Annotated in this window: 17 protein-coding genes; 11 read left to right on the top strand and 6 right to left on the bottom strand. The window is 72.2% G+C overall.

Translation table 11 applies throughout. The annotated features are described in order from the left end of the window. The first annotated feature begins 293 nt into the window (after positions 1 to 293). A complete protein-coding gene (gene fliK / locus ACXYMW_RS14865; RefSeq protein WP_459036109.1) occupies positions 294 to 758 on the top strand; it encodes a flagellar hook-length control protein FliK in 465 nt (154 codons plus the stop codon). Between the two features lie 9 nt (positions 759 to 767). Further along, entirely contained in the window at positions 768 to 1475 is a 708-nt protein-coding gene (locus ACXYMW_RS14860) for a flagellar hook capping FlgD N-terminal domain-containing protein (protein ID WP_459036108.1), read from the top strand. An 842-nt stretch (positions 1476 to 2317) separates the two neighbouring features. On the opposite strand, the gene ubiB is transcribed toward ACXYMW_RS14860, so the two are convergent. Both ubiB and ubiE read right to left on the bottom strand, forming a co-directional pair. Next, entirely contained in the window at positions 2318 to 3850 is a 1533-nt protein-coding gene (ubiB, locus tag ACXYMW_RS14855; RefSeq protein WP_459036107.1) for a 2-polyprenylphenol 6-hydroxylase, read from the bottom strand. Continuing rightward, positions 3850 to 4602 carry a bifunctional demethylmenaquinone methyltransferase/2-methoxy-6-polyprenyl-1,4-benzoquinol methylase UbiE gene (gene ubiE, locus ACXYMW_RS14850; protein WP_459036106.1) on the bottom strand — a complete coding sequence of 251 codons (753 nt, stop codon included), beginning with the start codon at positions 4600 to 4602 and terminating at the stop codon, positions 3850 to 3852. Before ubiE ends, ubiB begins: the two co-directional genes overlap by 1 nt. 75 nt (positions 4603 to 4677) lie before the next feature. On the opposite strand from ubiE, the gene mutM reads away from it, so the two are divergent. The 8 genes from mutM (at position 4678) to ACXYMW_RS14810 (ending at position 12677) form a co-directional block, all read left to right on the top strand. Next, positions 4678 to 5529, top strand: a complete 852-nt coding sequence (gene mutM, locus ACXYMW_RS14845; protein ID WP_459036105.1) for a bifunctional DNA-formamidopyrimidine glycosylase/DNA-(apurinic or apyrimidinic site) lyase — start codon at positions 4678 to 4680, stop codon at positions 5527 to 5529. 64 nt (positions 5530 to 5593) lie between these two features. Continuing rightward, the gene (locus ACXYMW_RS14840; RefSeq protein ID WP_459036104.1) at positions 5594 to 6370 is read left to right on the top strand and encodes an enoyl-CoA hydratase; all 777 of its coding nucleotides are present in this window, start codon (positions 5594 to 5596) and stop codon (positions 6368 to 6370) included. Between the two features lie 149 nt (positions 6371 to 6519). After that, positions 6520 to 6792: a 30S ribosomal protein S20 gene (rpsT, locus tag ACXYMW_RS14835; protein WP_459036103.1), complete on the top strand. Its 273-nt coding sequence runs from the start codon at positions 6520 to 6522 to the stop codon at positions 6790 to 6792. Between the two features lie 499 nt (positions 6793 to 7291). Then, positions 7292 to 8737 carry a chromosomal replication initiator protein DnaA gene (gene dnaA / locus ACXYMW_RS14830; protein WP_459036102.1) on the top strand — a complete coding sequence of 482 codons (1446 nt, stop codon included), beginning with the start codon at positions 7292 to 7294 and terminating at the stop codon, positions 8735 to 8737. Positions 8738 to 8919: 182 nt separating this feature from the next. Continuing rightward, entirely contained in the window at positions 8920 to 10038 is a 1119-nt protein-coding gene (gene dnaN / locus ACXYMW_RS14825) for a DNA polymerase III subunit beta (protein ID WP_459036101.1), read from the top strand. 37 nt (positions 10039 to 10075) lie between these two features. Next, positions 10076 to 11188 (top strand): DNA replication/repair protein RecF, encoded by a 1113-nt coding sequence (gene recF / locus ACXYMW_RS14820; RefSeq protein WP_459036100.1) that lies wholly within the window; start codon positions 10076 to 10078, stop codon positions 11186 to 11188. Further along, positions 11185 to 11805 carry a LysE family translocator gene (locus ACXYMW_RS14815; protein ID WP_459036099.1) on the top strand — a complete coding sequence of 207 codons (621 nt, stop codon included), beginning with the start codon at positions 11185 to 11187 and terminating at the stop codon, positions 11803 to 11805. The genes recF and ACXYMW_RS14815 overlap by 4 nt, the downstream gene beginning before the upstream one ends. A gap of 71 nt (positions 11806 to 11876) precedes the next feature. Further along, positions 11877 to 12677, top strand: a complete 801-nt coding sequence (locus ACXYMW_RS14810; RefSeq protein ID WP_459036098.1) for a pentapeptide repeat-containing protein — start codon at positions 11877 to 11879, stop codon at positions 12675 to 12677. Here ACXYMW_RS14810 and ACXYMW_RS14805 read toward each other — a convergent pair. The 4 genes from ACXYMW_RS14805 to ACXYMW_RS14790 all read right to left on the bottom strand — a co-directional run bounded on the left by ACXYMW_RS14805 (position 12674) and on the right by ACXYMW_RS14790 (position 15472). Beyond that, complete coding sequence (locus ACXYMW_RS14805; RefSeq protein ID WP_459036097.1) at positions 12674 to 13834, bottom strand: exo-alpha-sialidase; 1161 nt, start codon at positions 13832 to 13834, stop codon at positions 12674 to 12676. The genes ACXYMW_RS14810 and ACXYMW_RS14805 overlap by 4 nt on opposite strands. Positions 13835 to 13924: 90 nt before the next feature. Continuing rightward, on the bottom strand, positions 13925 to 14293 hold the full coding sequence (locus ACXYMW_RS14800) for a hypothetical protein (RefSeq protein ID WP_459036096.1): 369 nt from the start codon (positions 14291 to 14293) through the stop codon (positions 13925 to 13927). A 37-nt stretch (positions 14294 to 14330) separates the two neighbouring features. After that, complete coding sequence (locus tag ACXYMW_RS14795) at positions 14331 to 15065, bottom strand: DUF599 domain-containing protein (RefSeq protein WP_459036095.1); 735 nt, start codon at positions 15063 to 15065, stop codon at positions 14331 to 14333. Further along, complete coding sequence (locus tag ACXYMW_RS14790) at positions 15062 to 15472, bottom strand: CopD family protein (RefSeq protein WP_459036094.1); 411 nt, start codon at positions 15470 to 15472, stop codon at positions 15062 to 15064. Before ACXYMW_RS14790 ends, ACXYMW_RS14795 begins: the two co-directional genes overlap by 4 nt. 157 nt (positions 15473 to 15629) lie before the next feature. Between ACXYMW_RS14790 and ACXYMW_RS14785 the strand changes: the two genes are divergently transcribed. Continuing rightward, on the top strand, positions 15630 to 17126 hold a 1497-nt coding region (locus tag ACXYMW_RS14785), incomplete at its 3' end, for an FAD-linked oxidase C-terminal domain-containing protein (RefSeq protein ID WP_459036093.1).

The raw sequence follows: 17126 nt of genomic DNA, 5'->3' as shown, positions 1-17126 counted from the left end.
CGCCTGCCGGTGCCCCGAACGCTTCGCCGGAGAGGGCCGCCGGCGCCCGGCCCGCCACGCCCCAGAGCGGCCCGCCCGAGGCGCCGCCCGCGGCACCGACAGGCGCGGAGCCCCGGGCCGCGCATGCTTTGCCCGGGCCAGCCGCACCGGTCCAGGACGCGCCGGCGACGGGCCTCCCTGCCCCGCCCCTCCCCGCCCCGGCCGCCGGGCCCACCCGCGGCGCAGCCCCGGGTCCGACCGCGCCCGGCCTGGCACATCCGCCCGGCCCTGTGCTCCCGGAGGAGGCGCCGCCGGTGCCCGAGGCCGCCCCGATCCGCGGCGCCGAGCCCATCGGCCCGGGCGCGCCCGCTGCGGCCACCGCGCCCGGCCCCGCCGCGCCGCTACCGCCGGCCTGGCGCCAGGTCACGGAGGTCATTGCCCGGCGCCGCGAAGGCACGACCGAGCTGCGCCTGGCGCCCGAGGAACTGGGCCGCCTGCAGCTCCGCCTGACCCCGGGCGAGGCCGGGCTGGCGGTGACGATCAGCGCCGAGCGCCCGGAAACGCTGGACATGCTGCGGCGCCATATCGGCGAGCTCGCGCGCGACCTGACGGAGGCCGGCTTCGGCGGTCTCAGCTTCGCCTTTTCTGGCGGCGACCCGGATCCGCCGCCACGGCAGGCTGGCTGCGCGCCGCATCCCCCGGGCGCCGCCGCGGCGCCGCCCGCCCCCGATCCGCGCCCCGCCGCCGCTGCGGCCGAGGGGCTGGACCTGTTGCTGTAAGGACATTGCATGGACCCGACCCCCCTGGCCCCCGCCTCCTCCCCGACCCGGACGCCCGCGACGCCGGGCGCGCCGCCGGCGGTCGCGGCCGCGGCGGACCCCGCGGCGCGCGGCACCAGCCTGGCCGGCGATTTCGAGACCTTCCTGAAGATGCTCACCGTGCAGGCGCGCAACCAGGACCCGCTGAACCCGCTCGATTCCAGCGAATACGCGGCGCAGCTGGCGGCCTTCTCCACCGTGGAACAGCAGGTTCAAACCAACGACCTGCTGCGCGAGATCGGCGCCGCCCTGTCGGGCGGCCCGGCCCGCCAGCTGCAGGACTTGCGCAACTGGATCGGCGCCGAGGTGCTGGCGCCGGTCGCCGCGGCCTATGACGGAACCCCGCTGCGGCTCCACACCGTGCCGGAAGCCGGCGCCGAGACGGCGCTGCTCCGCGTCGAGACCGCGGACGGCGCCGTGCTCGACCGGGTGGCGATCGACCCGGCGGGCGGCGCGGCGGTCTGGGACGGCCCGCCCGGGCCGGAGGGCGCGCCCGGGCCGTACCGGTTCGTGGTGGAAAGCTGGCAAGGCGAGACCCTGATCGGCGAGGCCCCGGCCCAGGTCTACGTGCCGGTCACCGAGGCGCGGCGGGGCCCGGACGGCATCGCCATCCTGCGCACCGCCGGCGGCGAGGAGATCGCCGAAACCGCGGTCGCGGGGCTGCGCGTCGGAGGATAGACGGATCCGCACCGGCCCGGCGCGGGCGCCGGTGGCCTTTCGAGCGGGCGCGAGGCGAGCCCAGCAACGCGTGCGCGACTTGGCAGCCCGGCGGCGGGTCAAGGCGAGTCGGTTCTCCCCGGCGCACGATTCGGCCCGCCTTCGGGCCGCGCGGGAAGGAGGGCGGATGGCCTGCCGGAGGGCAGGAACGGTGGTGGATCCCGGGGGCCGCATCCGGCGACGGGTCGGCGCCACCCGGCACAGCCTGCCACCGGGCGCCGATGGCCGGCGGCCGGGCGGCACCCCGGGCGGGAGATTGGGGCAGAACCGCCGCCGCGCCGCAGGGCCGGTATCCCAGCGACGGCGCTGGGCGGCGGAACAGTGGCCCGCGGCGCGACCGCGCCCGGCGGCAGGGTCGGCGGCTTGCAGCAGGCCGAAGGTCCGGCGGGCGGCGTTGGACACTGAACCGCTGCTTCTTGGCCCGGCGGGCGCCTGGCATCGGGGCCGGCGGCTGGCGGAACTGGCTGGCGGAACTGGGCGGACGCGCCGTGTTCGCGCCGGGCGACATCCCTACGCCAGGCTTCAGGGCCGGTGTTTGCCGAGAGGCCCCTGTCTGCCGGCAGATCCGGGTTCTGACGAAACCCCGTGCAGGACCGGATGGCCGGTCTCTGCAAGAAACCGGGGCCGGAAGGCAGCCCCGGGTCCGAAGGCCGGTCCGGCGGCGAGGCCCTGCCCGGCGGTTCCGGACCGCCCCCGGCGCCGCGGCGGCGCGGGAGGGTCGCCGGCAATCGAGCCGTCGCGCCGAGCTGCCGCGCGGCGCGGCCGGCGCCGGGAGCTGCGCGGTCGCGCGGCCCCCCGGGGTCTCAGCCGAAGGCTGCCACGCTGGCCGCGAAGGACAGGGCCAGCGCGCCGCCGAGGCCCATCCAGATCACCGCGCCGCGCCAGCTCGCGCGTTCCTCGCGCTGGCGGCTTTGGCCCTGCATGATCAGCAGTTCCTCGACCATGCCCGGCAGCCGCGGGCCGAAGCGCGCCAGCACTTTGAGCGTGGCGCCAAGATCGCGCGCCACCGCCTTGGGGCCGATGGCATTGGTGATGTAGGCCTCGACCACCGGCCGCGCGGCGTTCCAGATGTTCATGTGCGGATCGAGCGAGCGCGCCACCCCCTCGACCACCACCATGGTGCGCTGCAGCAGGATCAGCTCGGTCCGGGTCTCCATGCCGAAGCGCTCGGTGACCTCGAAAAGATAGGCCAGCAGCCGCGCCATCGAGATCCGCGTGGCATCCATGCCGAAGATCGGCTCGCCCACCGCGCGCAAGGCCCGGGCGAATTCGTCGATGTCGCGGTCGGCGGGCACGTAGCCGGCCTCGAAATGCACCTCGGCGACGCGGCGGTAGTCGCGGCGGATGAAGCCGTAGAGGATCTCGGCATAGACCCGGCGGGTATATTCGTCGATATGGCCCATGATGCCGAAATCGATCGCCACGATGGCGCCGTCCGAGGCCACCTTGAGGTTGCCCTGGTGCATGTCGGCATGGAACAGACCGTCGCGCAGGGCGTGGTTGAGAAACAGCTGCAGCACCCGCGCCGCCAGTTCGCGGCGGTCGTGCCCGGCGGCGTCGAGCGCGGCATTGTCGCCGAGCGGCAGGCCCTCGACCCAGTCCAGCGTCATCACCCGCTTGCCCGACAGGCCCCACTTGACCTCGGGCACCCGGAAACCCGGATCGGTCGCGGTGTTGGAGGCGAATTGCGACGCCGAGGCGGCCTCGAGCCGGAGGTCGAGCTCGCCCATCACCACGCCCTCGAAATGCCGGATCACGTCCATCGGCTTGAGCCGGCGCGAGGACGGCGCCAGCCGCTCGACGGCCTTGGCGGCGAAGTAGAAGGCATCGATGTCCTTGCGGAAGGCGCGCTCGATGCTCGGGCGCAGCACCTTGACCGCCACCGTCTCTCCGGTCTCGGCGAGCCGCGCCTTGTGCACCTGGGCAATCGAGGCCGCGGCGACCGGGGCGCTGAACTGCGAGAACACCGCATCCGGCGAGACGCCCAGATCCTGGGCGATGGCGGCCTTGGCCTCGGCGATGGTGAAGGGCGGCAGCTTGTCCTGCAGCACCCGGAGCTGCGACGCCATGTCCTCGCCCACCACGTCGGGCCGGGTCGACAGGATCTGGCCGAACTTGATGTAGGCCGGGCCGAGCGCCACCAGCGCCCGGGTCGCCGGGGGCGCCACCGGATCGCCCTCGTGGCCCAGCCACTTGAACGGCCAGCCGAGCACCCGGCAGGCCACCCGGAGCGGCCGCGGGGCGTCGAATGCGTCGAGCACCACGCCCATCGCGCCGGTGCGCTCGAAGGTCGCGCCGGTGCGGATCAGGCGCCAGAAATTGTGCGGTCCGCGCATCAGATCTTCCAGCCGGAATGCAGGCAGGCGATGCCCATCGACAGGTTGCGGTACTTGGCCATCTCGAAGCCGGCGTGGCGCACCATGCCAAGGAAGGTCTCCTGGTCCGGGAAGCGGCGGATCGATTCGACGAGGTACTGGTAGCTCGCCCGGTCGCCGGCCAGCACCTGCCCCATCGCCGGGATCAGGTTGAAGGAATAGAGGTCGTAGGCCCATGCCAGCGCCGGCACCGGCACCTGGCTGAACTCGAGCACCATGAGCCGGCCGCCGGGACGGAGCACGCGGTAGGCCTCGGCCAGCGCAACCTCGGGGCGGGTGACGTTCCGGATGCCGAAGCTGATCGTGTAGACGTCGAAGCTGGCATCGGGAAACGGCAGCTTCATGGCGTCGCCGGTGACCCAGTCGAGCTGGTGCGCCATTTCCTCGGCCTCGGCGCGGGCGCGGCCGGCGACCAGCATCGGCTCGGTCAGGTCGCAGACCGTGGCATGGCCGGATCCGGCGCGCTTGAGAAAGCGGAAGGAGATGTCGCCGGTGCCGCCGGCCACGTCGAGCAGGCGCTGGCCGCGGCGCGGCGCCAGCCAGTCCATCATGGCGTCCTTCCAGAGCCGGTGGATGCCGAGGCTCATGGCGTCGTTCATCAGGTCGTAGCGGCTGGCCACGGAGGAGAAGACCCCCTGCACGCGCCCGGCCTTTTCCGTTTCGGGGACGTCCTCGAACCCGAAATGCGTGGTCTTTCCGCGGTCTTCCGTCATGTCACTTGCCGTTGCTCCGGGTTCCCCCTCCTTATAGGGCGCGCCGCACCGACTACAACGAGAGGCCCGTCAGGTATGCCCGAACTGCCCGAAGTCGAGACGGTGCGCCGCGGCCTGGCCCCGGTGCTGGAGGGCGGCCGCATCGCCCGCGCCGAGGTCAACCGCCCGGATCTGCGCTGGCCGTTCCCGGAGCGCATGGCCGAGCGGCTGACCGGCGCACGGGTCGACCGGCTCCGGCGCCGCTCGAAATACCTGCTGGCCGATCTCGACACCGGCGAGACGCTGCTGGTGCATCTCGGCATGACCGGGCGGATGCTGGTCTCGGGCGATGCGCTGGGCCGCTTCGTGCACGACCACCCGGCGCCGGAGAAACACGACCACGTGGTGTTCCACATGGCGGGCGGCGCGCGCATTACTTTCAACGATCCGCGCCGCTTCGGGGCGATGGATCTGATGGCAACAGCCCGGGCCGAGGCGCATCCGCTGCTCGCCGCGCTGGGGCCCGAGCCGCTGGGCAACGGCTTTCACGAGGCGCATCTGGCCGACGCGCTGGCGGGGCGCAACACGCCGCTGAAGGCGGCGCTGCTCGACCAGAAGATCGTCGCGGGGCTCGGCAACATCTATGTCTGCGAGGCGCTGTTCCGGGCCGGAATCCACCCCGCCCGCAGGGCCCGGCGGCTGTCGCGGGCGCGCGCGGCGGCGCTGGTGCCGGTGATCCGGCAGGTGCTCGAGGACGCCATCGCCGCCGGCGGCTCGTCGCTGCGCGACTACCGCCGGGCGGATGGCGAGCTGGGGTATTTCCAACACTCTTTCGATGTCTACGGCCGCGAGGGCGCGCCCTGCCGGCGCCCGGGCTGCGGCGGCACGGTGCGGCGGATCGTGCAATCGGGGCGCTCCAGCTTCTACTGTCCGCGCTGCCAAAGATAGCTTGAACGGTCGCGACGAAGTGATAAGCGTTCCGGACTGACGGGAACAATCGGAGCCAGCCCGCATGGCGTATGAGACGATCATCGTCGAGGTCGAGGACGACGTCGCGACCATCAAACTGAATCGCCCGGATGCCTTGAACGCCCTGAACGCGCAGCTTCTCACCGAGCTTTCGCAGGCCCTCGGCGACGCGCAGGCCAACGACCGGGTGCGCTGCATCATCCTGACCGGCTCCTCCAAGGCCTTCGCCGCCGGCGCCGACATCAAGGAGATGTCGGAAAAGACCTTCGTCGAGGTCTTCCTCGGCGATCTCTTCGGCAAGGAGGCGATGGCCGTCACCCAGGTCCGCAAGCCGGTGATCGCGGCGGTGGCGGGCTACGCGCTGGGCGGCGGCTGCGAGCTGGCGATGATGTGCGACTTCATCATCGCCGCCGACAACGCCAAGTTCGGCCAGCCCGAGATCAATCTCGGCGTGGTCGCCGGGATCGGCGGCACCCAGCGCCTGACCCATGCCGTGGGCAAGGCCAAGAGCATGGACATGCACCTCACCGGGCGCTTCATGGACGCCCAGGAGGCCGAGCGCTCCGGCCTCGTGAGCCGCGTCGTGCCGGCCAAGAACCTGATGGAGGAGGCCACCGCGGCGGCGCAGAAGATCGCCGAGAAGTCCATGCTCACCGCGATGGCGGTGAAGGAGGCGGTGAACCGCTCCTTCGAACTGCCGCTCTCCGAGGGGCTGCTCTTCGAGCGGCGGATGTTCCACGCGCTGTTTGCCACCGGCGACCAGAAGGAAGGAATGTCGGCCTTCCTCGAGAAGCGCGCGGCGCAGTTCCGCGACGAATAGGGCCGGAATCGGCTTGCCCGGCGCGGGCGCCTGCTCTATAGGCGCCCGTGACATGCGCGTGATGCCCGCTTTGGCAAGATTCGATCCGGTCGATCCCGGCGGAGCCACGTGCGCCGACATTGTGAAATTTCGACCCAGAGGATCGATCCATGGCCAACACTCCGCAGTCCAAGAAGCGCGCCCGCCAGAACGAGAAGCGCTACGCCGTCAACAAGGCGCGCCGCTCGCGCATCCGCACCTACCTCCGCAAGGTCGAGGAAGCCATCGCCTCGGGCGACCAGGACGCGGCCCAGTCGGCCCTGCGCGCGGCCCAGCCGGAGCTGATGCGCGGCGTCACCAAGGGCGTTTTCCACAAGAACACCGCGGCCCGGAAGATGTCGCGCCTGGCCTCGCGGGTGAAGGCTCTCGGCCAGCAGGCCTGAAAACGCCCACGACATATAGTTTTTTCGGAAGAAGCCCCACTACATGTGGGGCTTTTTCTTTTTTGTGACATTTTTGAGAGGCTTCCGAGATTCTTTCCCCCCTTTGCGTGAGTCAAGCGACAAGATCCGTTGAAGCCTTACGCCGGACCGGCAATTATCCGGGTGCGAGTCACACAACCGCTTTGGGGGGACAGACCGCGGAACGTCTGACCGGCGAGGGTCCAATCGTTTCGCGCTGCGGCGAAGGCTGCCACCTTCGTCGTCGATGCCGGGCAACCGGCTCTGTCCAGCACTTTACACGAGCGCTCAGCGCAACCGGAACGCGCAGGGGATCGGGCCCCGGCGGGACCTCCGGTTGCGCCACGGCGCCACCGCAACAGGTCAGCCGCGCCGTTGGGCAGCGGACGGCTCAGTTGTGCCCAAGGGTCGGTGTGGCCGCGTATGTTGGGGGTCCGCCATCGGCGGATCGAGCAGAGCTTGGGTACGGAACTGGGGTATCATGACACAGGAACAGTGGGGCGCACTGCAGAGCCGCTTGTGCGAGACGATCGGCGAGAACAATTACCGCACCTGGATCGAACCGCTCGCTTTCGACGGGATGGACGGCTCGGTGGCGATCCTGCGGGCGCCCACGAACTTCATGCGGACCTACGTGTCGCAGAATTACGGCGACATGCTTCTGGCGCAGCTCAGCGCCGTCTCCTCGCAGGTCCGCAGGCTGCAATTCCGCGTCGCCGACACGGCGACGCGGGCCCCGGCGCGCGCCGCTGCCGTCGCCACGGCGGGCGGGCCTTCAGCCCCCCGCGCCGCGGCCGAGGCGCCGCAGGCGGCCGGTCCGGCCGCTGAGGACGGGGGCGCCGAAGCCGCGCCCCTGTCGGCCCGCGCCGCGGGCGCCGGGGAGATCCTGCCCGGCGCGCCGCTCGACCGCCGCTTCACCTTCGACACCTTCGTGGTGGGCAAGCCCAACGAGCTTGCCCATGCCGCCGCGCGCCGCGTCGCCGATGGCGGCTCGGTCAGCTTCAACCCGCTGTTCCTCTATGGCGGCGTCGGCCTCGGCAAGACCCACCTGATGCACGCGATCGCCTGGGAGCTGCGCAGCCGCAATCCCGGCCTCAACGTGCTCTACCTCTCGGCCGAGCAGTTCATGTACCGCTTCGTGCAGGCGCTGCGCGACCGCAAGATGATGGACTTCAAGGAGATGTTCCGCTCGGTCGACGTGCTGATGGTGGACGACGTGCAGTTCATCGCCGGCAAGGACTCGACCCAGGAGGAGTTCTTCCACACCTTCAACGCGCTGGTTGACCAGAACAAGCAGATCATCATCTCCGCCGACCGCGCGCCGGACGAGATCAAGGAAATGGAGAACCGCATCCGCTCGCGCCTGCAATCGGGCCTGGTGGTCGACCTGCACCCCACCGATTACGAGCTGCGCCTCGGCGTGCTGCAGGCCAAGTGCGAGGCCCAGCGCGACCATTACCCCGAGGTCGAGCTGCGCCACGGCGTGCTGGAATTCCTCGCCCACCGCATCTCCACCAATGTCCGCGTGCTCGAAGGCGCCCTGACCCGGCTCTACGCCTTCGCCTCGCTGGTCGGACGGCCGGTCGATCTCGACCTGACGCAGGAATGCCTGTCGGACGTGCTGCGCGCCTCCGAGCGCAAGGTCTCGATCGACGAGATCCAGCGCAAGGTGGCGGAGCATTACAACATCCGGCTGTCGGACATGATCGGCCCGAAGCGGGTGCGCAGCTTCGCCCGCCCGCGGCAGGTGGCGATGTATCTGTGCAAGCAGCTGACCTCGCGGTCGCTGCCCGAGATCGGCCGCCGCTTCGGCGGGCGCGACCACACCACGGTGATGCACGGCGTGCGCCGGATCGAGGAGCTGTCGCGTCAGGACGCGCAGATGGCCGAGGATCTGGAGCTGCTGCGCCGCGCCCTCGAGGAATGAGGCCGGGCGCGCCGCGGCGCGCCTGAGCCCCGCCCGTCACACTCCGTGTCAGGGCCGCCCGCGGGCGGCCCCCGGCCTTGACGCCCCCGGAAAAGCGTCGGACAAAACGGCAACGAAGGACGCGCGCCCCGCTCCGGCGAGGCCGGCGCGCGCAAACGACCGGGGGCGAAGGGAAGACGTCGATGAAATTCAGCATGGAACGCGCGACGCTGCTCAAGGCCGTCAACCAGGCCCAGTCGGTCGTCGAACGCCGCAACACCATCCCGATCCTCGCCAACGTGCTGGTCGAGGCCGAGGGCGACGCGGTGCGCTTCCGCGCCACCGATCTCGACATCGAGGTGGTCGACCGCGCGCCCGCCCAGGTCGGGCGCGCCGGGGCCACCACGGTGTCGGCCGTGGTGCTGCACGAGATCGTTCGCAAGCTGCCCGACGGCGCCCTCGTGACGCTCTCCGAGGACAGCGCCGCCGGCCGCCTGACGGTGGAGGCGGGCCGCTCGAACTTCTCGCTCGCGACGCTGCCGCGGGAGGATTTCCCGGTCATGGCCTCGTCGGAATACGCCGCCAACTTCTCGGCCAAGGCCGGGGTGCTGCGGCGGCTCTTCGACAAGTCGAAATTCGCCATCTCCACCGAGGAGACGCGCTACTACCTGAACGGCGTCTACATGCACATCGCCGAGGGCGAGGACGGCCGGGTGCTGCGCTGCGTCGCCACCGACGGCCACCGCCTGGCGCGCATCGACGCCGCCGTGCCCGACGGCGCCGAGGCGATGCCCGGGGTGATCGTGCCGCGCAAGACCGTGGGCGAGCTGCGCAAGCTGCTCGACGACGACGATGCCGACATCGCGGTCTCGGTCTCCGAGACCAAGGTGCGCTTCGCCACGCCGGACATCACCCTGACCTCGAAGGTCATCGACGGCACCTTCCCGGACTATTCCCGCGTCATCCCGCAGAACAACACCCGCCGGCTGGAGGTCGATGCCGCGGAGTTCGCCCGCGCCGTCGACCGGGTCGCCACGGTCAGCTCGGAGCGGTCGCGCGCGGTGAAGATGCAGCTCGACGAGGACCGCCTGATCCTGTCGGTGAACGCCCCCGACAGCGGCGCCGCCGAGGAGGAGCTCGCCGTGGCCTATGGCGACGAGCGGCTGGAGATCGGCTTCAACGCCAAGTACCTGCTGGAGATCGCCAACCAGGTCGACCGCGAGAACGCGGTGTTCCTGTTCAACTCCTCGGGCGATCCCACCCTGATGCGCGAGGGCTCGGACAGCTCGGCGGTCTATGTCGTGATGCCGATGCGGGTGTGACCCGCGCCCGCCATTGCCCGATCCCGGACGCGTCCGCGTGACCGGCCTCCATATCAGCCACCTCGCCCTGGCGCATCTGCGCTCGCACCGGCGCGCCGAACTGGCCCTCGACGGCCGGCCGGTGGCGCTGTTCGGGGCCAACGGCGCCGGCAAGACCAACCTGCTCGAGGCGGTGTCGCTCTTGTCGCCGGGGCGCGGCATGCGCCGCGCCGCGGCGGCCGAGATCGCCCGGCGGCCGGACGCCCCGGGCTGGCAGGTGGCGGCGACGCTCGCCACCCCGCAGGGCCCGCGCGAGATCGTCACCCGCTCCGAGGGCGGGCAGCCGCGCAGCGTGCGGATCGACGACAAGGCGGTGCCGCAGACGGCGCTGGCCGGGCTGGTGCGGATGCTCTGGCTGGTGCCGGCGATGGACCGGCTCTGGATCGAGGGCGCCGAGGGACGGCGGCGCTTTCTCGACCGCGTGGCGATGAGCTTCGCCCCCGACCATGCCGAGGCGGCCCTGGGCTACGAGCGCGCCATGCGCGACCGCAACCGGCTGCTCAAGGACCAGGTGCGCGATGCCGGCTGGTACCGCGCCCTGGAGGCCCAGATGGGCCGCGCCGGGGCCCGGCTCGAGGCCAACCGGCGCCGCGCCCTGTCCCGGCTCGAGGCGGCGCAGGACGATGCCGGCAGCGCCTTCCCGGCGGCCCGGCTGGCGCTGGTCAGCCGCGAGGGGCCGCAGCCCGACGGCGCCGAGGCGCTGGCCGCGGCGCTGGCCGAGAGCCGGCCCCGCGACCTCGCCGCCGGGCGGTCGCTGGTGGGCCCGCACCGCGCCGATCTCGAGGCGGTCTACGCCGCCAAGGAGATGCCGGCGGCGGACTGCTCCACCGGCGAGCAGAAGGCGCTGCTGATCTCGCTGATCCTCGCCAATGCCCGGGCGCTTTCGGCCGAGACCGGAACGGCGCCGATCCTCCTGCTCGACGAGGTCGCGGCGCATCTCGATGCCGGGCGGCGCGCCGCGCTCTATGACGAGATCCTGGCGCTCGGCGCCCAGGCCTGGATGACCGGCACCGGCGCCGAGCTCTTTGCCGAGCTGGGGCGCCGGGCCCAGCGTTTCGAGATCACCGAGGATGCCGGCGAAAGCCGCGTCCAGCCCCGGGAGGCGACATGACGATCAGCCCCGCCGACCTCGCGCTCTATGCCGGCGCGCTGTTCATCCTGTTCCTGACCCCCGGCCCGGTCTGGGTGGCGATCACCGCGCGCGCCGTCTCGGGCGGGCTCGCCGCGGCCTGGCCGCTGGCGCTCGGCGTGGTGGTGGGCGACATCGTCTGGCCGTTCCTGGCCATTCTCGGCGTCTCCTGGGTGGTGATGGCGCATGACGGCGCGATGACCGCGCTGCGCTGGGTCGCCTGCCTGACCTTCATCGGCATGGGGGCGGCGATCCTGCGCCATGCCGACGCGCCGCCGGATCGCGACAGCCGGCTGACCCGGCCGGGCCGCTGGGCCGGCTTCGTCGCCGGGCTGGCGGCGATCCTCGGCAATCCCAAGGCGATCCTGTTCTACATGGGCATGCTGCCCGGCTTCTTCGACCTGTCCCGTCTGGGCTGGGCCGACATCGCGGCGATCACCCTGCTATCGGCGGCGGTGCCGCTCGTCGGCAACCTGACGCTGGCGCTGTTGATCGACCGGGCGCGGCGGCTGCTCTCCTCGCCGCGGGCGCTGCGCCGCATCAACATCGCCTCGGGCGGCGCGCTGATCGCGGTGGGGCTGGCGATCCCGTTCTTCTGAGCGGGGTCACGCAAAGGTGGCCGCGGTTACAGCCCGGCCCTGCTAGCCTTGGCGATGGAAGGAGGCCGAAGATGATCCGTGCCCGCCTTGCCGCCCTGGCCGCCCTGGCCGCGGCGCTTGTTCTGCCGGCCCTGCCGGCGCCGGCGCAATCGCCGATGGCGGGCGTCGATCTCACCGGCCCGGCGATGACCGAGGCCGAGATGACCCGCGACGCGGTCGCGGAACGGCTCGCCGCGGCCGGTCCCGAGGCGCCGGCGGATTTCACCCGGGCGCGGCTCAACGGGCTCGATCTCTCGGGGCTCGACTTCGCCGGCGCCAGCCTGCGCGCGGCGCGGCTCAACGGCGCCAACCTGTCGGGCGCGCGGCTCGACGGCGCGGTGCTGGCCCAGGCCTGGATGGTCGGCGCCGATCTCTCCGGCGCCTCGCTGCGCGGCGCCAACCTGTTCCAGACCCAGCTGGGCCGCGCCGACCTCTCGGGCGCCGACCTGACCGGGGCGCGGGCGCCGGCGGATTTCACCAAGGCCGACCTCACCGGGGCGCGCTTCACCGGCGCCGATCTCGGGGCCGACACCACCAACCAGTCGATGGGGCTGATGCGCGGCGTGCTCGACGGCGCCACGGCGCGCGGTGCCGACTTCACCGGGGCCGGGCTGCTGCGCGTCACCTTCCGCTTCGCCGACTTGCGCGAGGCGGTGTTCGACGGCGCCGACCTCGCCACCGCCGATCTCGCCGGCGCCGATCTGCGCGGCGCCAGCATCGCCGGGGCGCGGCTCGACGCCGCCGACCTGACCGGGGCGCGGATCGCCGGGCTGCGCGGCGCCGCCGGCAACCTCGAGGCGGCGCACAACCTGCACCGCGCCCGCGCCGACTAGGCCGGGCGGGTCAGCGTCTCGACCGACAGCACGGTGGGCAGGTGACGGGCGATCTCGCGCCAGCTGCCGCCCTCGTCGGCGCTGGCGAAGACCGATCCCGAATTGGTGCCGAAATAGACCCCGGCCGAGGCTGCGCGGTCGGTGGCCATGGCCTGGCGCAGCACCGTGAAGAAGCAGTTCTCCTGCGGCAGGCCGCAGCGCTGCGCCGTCCAGCTCTCGCCGCCGTCGCGCGACATCCAGACCGCGGCGCGGGCGTCGCAGGGAAAGCGCCCCTGCATGTCGCCGTTCAGCGGCAGCGTCCAGATCGTGCGCGGATCCTGCGGGTGCACCGCGACGGGAAAGCCGAAGGTGGAGGGCAGCCCGTCGGTCACGTCGTCCCAGCTGCGCCCGCCGTCGCGGCTGCGGAAGACGCCGTGATGGTTCTGCTGGTAGAGCAGGTCGCCGCCCCCTGAGGCGCGCACCACGTTGTGCACGCAGAGCCCGAGTTCGGTGCCGTCGCCGCCCGCGGGATGGTCGGGCGGGGACACGCGGTTGGAACGCCGGTTGCGCCGCTCCCAGCTGGCGCCGCCGTCCTCGCTCGCGAAGACCCCGGCGGCCGAGATCCCGACCCAGAGCCGCTCCGGCGCATGGGGCACGGTGACGATGCTGTGCAGGACCAGCCCGGCGCCGCCGGGCTCCCATTCGCCGGACGAGGGATGCTCGGTCAGGCCGGGCACCAGCGCCCAGGACAGGCCGCCGTCGCGGCTGGCATAGAGCCGCCCCGGCTTGGCCCCGGCATAGAGCACGCCGCCGGCGCCGAGGCCCAGCGACCACAGCGCCTCGACCTCGCCGGTGAAGGGCGCCTCGGGGCCGGGCGCGAGGCCGAGCCGGGCCGCCGCCTCGGGATCGGCGGCGCACCAGGCGTCGAGCTCGCCGCCGGCCAGCTTCACGAGGTCCCAGCTCGCGCCGCCATCGGCGCTGCGCCAGACCCCGGCGCCGGACCAGCCGCTGCCGCCGGCGGCCCAGATCGTGCCGCTCTCGGGATCGCCGATGACGTGGTTGATCGGCCAGCCGTCGCAGAACGGCCCCGACATCTGCCAGCTGTCCCGCCCGGGCCCCGCGCGCAGCAGGAACGCCCCCTTGGTGGTGCCGATCAGCAGGGTGATCTGTTCCGCCATGGCCCCGCCTCCGCGCGCCCGTTTCCGGCCGAGCCTAGCACGGATCGGGGCGCCGGGGCAGCGTCCGCGTGGCGCCCGGTCCCGGCCCGGTCAGCCGCCGCGCGGCATCGGGAAGGCCCGGGTCTCGGCGCTCCAGCCGTCGATCTTGCAATGCGCCCGCACGTGCAGCTCGCCGGTGCCGTCGGGCACGATCACCGAGGTCAGCGAGCGCGTGAAGGGCTGCTCCTCGACATGCGGGTGGAGCAGTTCGCGCAGCCCGAGGATGCGCCCGTCCGGGGTCTCGATCCGCCAGGCATCGGCGTAATGCCCCCAGCCGGTATCGGGATGTTCCAGCGTCACAGAGATGCGCCATCCCATGCCCGTGCGCTCGGCCTCGAGCGCGAGGATATGCGCCGGGTCGGCATGGCCGGAAGAGGCGGCGATCAGGCTCAGGGCAAGGGCGGTCAGGGACTTGGACATGACGTTCTCCCTAGCAGGCGCGCCGCCGCATGGCCCGTCACCTTTGCGTGTCGCGCGGGTGAGGCGCGCCCGCGATCAGCACCCGCCGCGACTGGGAGGCGAATTCCCGGCGCAGGATGGTCGTGAGGGTGACCGCCACGGCCAGGAGCAGCGCCACCGCGCCCAGCAGCCAGGCCGCCGAGGCGATGCCGAAATAGACCGAGCGCAGGCCGCGATTGTAGGCCCGCGCGCCGGCCACGTTGATCTCGCCCGCCTGCGCGGCGCGGGGGAAGGCGGCGGGGTCGGCGGGATCGTTGGGCACCGCCGCCATCAGCACCGCGCAATAGCCGAACAGCCGGTGCGACCAGACGAATTTCAGGAAGGCATTGGCGGCGAAGAGCAGCATCAGGATGATCTTCACCTCCCAGACCACCACCGGGTCGCGCGCCACGGCGAGGTCGCTCGCCACGCCGCGCAGCAGGTCGGCATTGCCCACCAGCGCGAAGCCGCCGCCGATCGCGATCATCGAGGCCGAGGCGAAGAAGGCGGTGCCCTGCCGCAGGTTGGCGACGATCTGCGAATCGAAGATGCGCGGGTCGCGGGTGACGAACTGGCGCATCCATTCGCGCCGGAACCCGGCCATCAGGTGCGACACCGAGGGCCGGCGCGCCGGGGAATGCTCGACCAGCAGCGTGGTGCCGAACCACGCCGCGAAGAGCGTCGCCACCGCCGCCACGTCGAGGGCCGAGAACAGCGCCAGCATCTCCGCGGGGCTGATCGTGCCGCCGCTCATGCCGGCTTGACCACCACCGCCCAGAGCACCGCGATCACCAGAACCACGCTGACCTCGTTGAAGATGCGCAGGAAGCGGTCGGAATGCGGGAAACGGCCGCGGCGGGCCAGCAGCACCAGCCGCCCGGTCCAGCCGTAATGCCCGGCCAGCACCGCCACCAGCGCCAGCTTGAGCCAGACCCAGCCGGCGAAGCCCCAGCCATGGGCCAGCCACAATCCGGTGGCGAGCGCGATCACCCCGAGCCCGGCGGAAAAGCGGTAGAGCCGCACCGTCAGGTCGCCCAGCGGCCCGAAGCCGCCCAGCCGGTCGTGTTCGCGCTTCCAGTAGATCAGCGCGCGCGGCACCGCGAAGATGGAGGTCATCCATCCCATCACGCAGAGCAGATGCACGATCTTCACCCAATCCATGGCGGCAAGGCCTGCGCCGAAACGCTGCGCGGCGCAAGGCCCGCCCCGGGCTCACGCGGATATGCGGTGGTCAACGTGACGGATCGGCTATAGATCTGCGCCATCACCCGCGCGCCCCCGGGGGAGGGCCGGCGCGGAGAGCGAGGAGGATCCGGACATGGAGATGCCGCAACCCGATGCGCGCGTCCTGGCCCGCAAGGAGGAGATCGTCGCCCGGCTGCGCGCCGTGCTGCCGGACGACGCGGTGATCTCCGACCCGGCCGAGACCCGCGCCTACGAATGCGACGCGCTCACCGCCTATCGCTGCCCGCCGCTGGCGGTCGTGCTGCCGGCCTCGACCGAGGAGGTGGCGGCGGCGCTGAGGGTCTGCCACGAGGAGGGCGTGCCGGTGGTGCCGCGCGGCTCGGGCACCTCGCTGGCCGGCGGCGCCCTGCCCTCGGCCGACAGCGTGATCCTCGGCGTGGCGCGGATGAACGCGGTGCTCGAGGTCGATTACGACAACCGCTACATCCGGGTCGAGAGCGGCCGCACCAATCTGAGCGTCACCGGCGCGGTCGAGGAGGACGGCTTCTTCTACGCCCCCGACCCGTCGAGCCAGCTGGCCTGCGCCATCGCCGGCAACATCGCGATGAATTCGGGCGGCGCGCATTGCCTGAAATACGGCGTCACCACCAACAACCTGCTCGGCGTCACCATGGTGCTGATGGACGGCACGGTGGTCGAGCTCGGCGGCCCCTATCTCGATGCCGGCGGGCTCGACCTGCTGGGGCTGGTCTGCGGCTCGGAGGGCCAGCTCGGCGTGGTCACCGAGGCGACGCTGCGCATCCTTCCCAAGCCCGAGGGCGCGCGGCCGGTGCTGATGGGCTTTGCCTCCAACGAGGTTGCCGGGGCCTGCGTGTCCGACATCATCAAGGCGGGCGTGCTGCCGGTGGCGATCGAGTTCATGGACCGGCCCTGCATCCGCGCCTGCGAGGCTTTCGCCAAGGCCGGCTACCCCGATTGCGAGGCGCTGCTGATCGTCGAGGTCGAGGGCTCGGAGGCCGAGATCGACCACCAGCTCGGCCTGATCAAGCAGATCGCCCGCGGCCACGACCCGGTCGAGTTGCGCGAGGCGCAGGACGCCGACGAGGCCGGGCGCATCTGGCTGGGCCGCAAATCGGCCTTCGGGGCGATGGGCCAGATCAACGATTACATGTGCCTCGACGGCACCATCCCGGTCTCCGCCCTGCCCGAGGTGCTGCGCCGGATCGGCGAGCTGTCGCAGGACTACGGGCTGGGCGTCGCCAACGTGTTCCATGCCGGCGACGGCAACATGCACCCCCTGATCCTGTTCGACGCCAACAAGCCCGGCGACTTGGAGAAATGCGAGGCGATGGGCGCCGACATCCTGCGGCTCTGCGTCGAGGTCGGCGGCTGCCTGACCGGCGAGCACGGCGTCGGCATCGAGAAGCGCGACCTGATGGTCGACCAGTACGCGCCCGCGGATCTGGAGGCGCAGATGGCGGTCAAGGACGTCTTCGACCCGGGCTGGCTGCTGAACCCGGGCAAGGTCTTCCCGCTCGCCGCCTCGGCGGCGCGGGGGGGGGGGGGGGGGGGGGGGGGGGGGGGGGGAGGGGGGGGGGGGGGGGGGGGGGGGGGGGGGGGGGGGGGGGGG

The sequence above is a fragment of the Roseivivax sp. CAU 1761 genome, from assembly GCF_054482755.1.
The sequence above is the reverse complement of the archived record's forward strand: the minus strand, read 5'-3'. Positions and strand labels throughout refer to the sequence as shown.

Excerpts from the sequence above, each read along its gene's own strand:
- ACXYMW_RS14860 (WP_459036108.1), top strand. The coding sequence starts at position 768 with ATGGACCCGACCCCCCTGGCCCCCGCCTCCTCCCCGACCCGGACGCCC.
- ubiB (WP_459036107.1), bottom strand. The coding sequence starts at position 3,850 with ATGCGCGGACCGCACAATTTCTGGCGCCTGATCCGCACCGGCGCGACC.
- ubiE (WP_459036106.1), bottom strand. The coding sequence starts at position 4,602 with ATGACGGAAGACCGCGGAAAGACCACGCATTTCGGGTTCGAGGACGTC.
- mutM (WP_459036105.1), top strand. The coding sequence starts at position 4,678 with ATGCCCGAACTGCCCGAAGTCGAGACGGTGCGCCGCGGCCTGGCCCCG.
- ACXYMW_RS14840 (WP_459036104.1), top strand. The coding sequence starts at position 5,594 with ATGGCGTATGAGACGATCATCGTCGAGGTCGAGGACGACGTCGCGACC.
- rpsT (WP_459036103.1), top strand. The coding sequence starts at position 6,520 with ATGGCCAACACTCCGCAGTCCAAGAAGCGCGCCCGCCAGAACGAGAAG.
- dnaA (WP_459036102.1), top strand. The coding sequence starts at position 7,292 with ATGACACAGGAACAGTGGGGCGCACTGCAGAGCCGCTTGTGCGAGACG.
- dnaN (WP_459036101.1), top strand. The coding sequence starts at position 8,920 with ATGAAATTCAGCATGGAACGCGCGACGCTGCTCAAGGCCGTCAACCAG.
- ACXYMW_RS14815 (WP_459036099.1), top strand. The coding sequence starts at position 11,185 with ATGACGATCAGCCCCGCCGACCTCGCGCTCTATGCCGGCGCGCTGTTC.
- ACXYMW_RS14810 (WP_459036098.1), top strand. The coding sequence starts at position 11,877 with ATGATCCGTGCCCGCCTTGCCGCCCTGGCCGCCCTGGCCGCGGCGCTT.
- ACXYMW_RS14805 (WP_459036097.1), bottom strand. The coding sequence starts at position 13,834 with ATGGCGGAACAGATCACCCTGCTGATCGGCACCACCAAGGGGGCGTTC.
- ACXYMW_RS14800 (WP_459036096.1), bottom strand. The coding sequence starts at position 14,293 with ATGTCCAAGTCCCTGACCGCCCTTGCCCTGAGCCTGATCGCCGCCTCT.
- ACXYMW_RS14795 (WP_459036095.1), bottom strand. The coding sequence starts at position 15,065 with ATGAGCGGCGGCACGATCAGCCCCGCGGAGATGCTGGCGCTGTTCTCG.
- ACXYMW_RS14790 (WP_459036094.1), bottom strand. The coding sequence starts at position 15,472 with ATGGATTGGGTGAAGATCGTGCATCTGCTCTGCGTGATGGGATGGATG.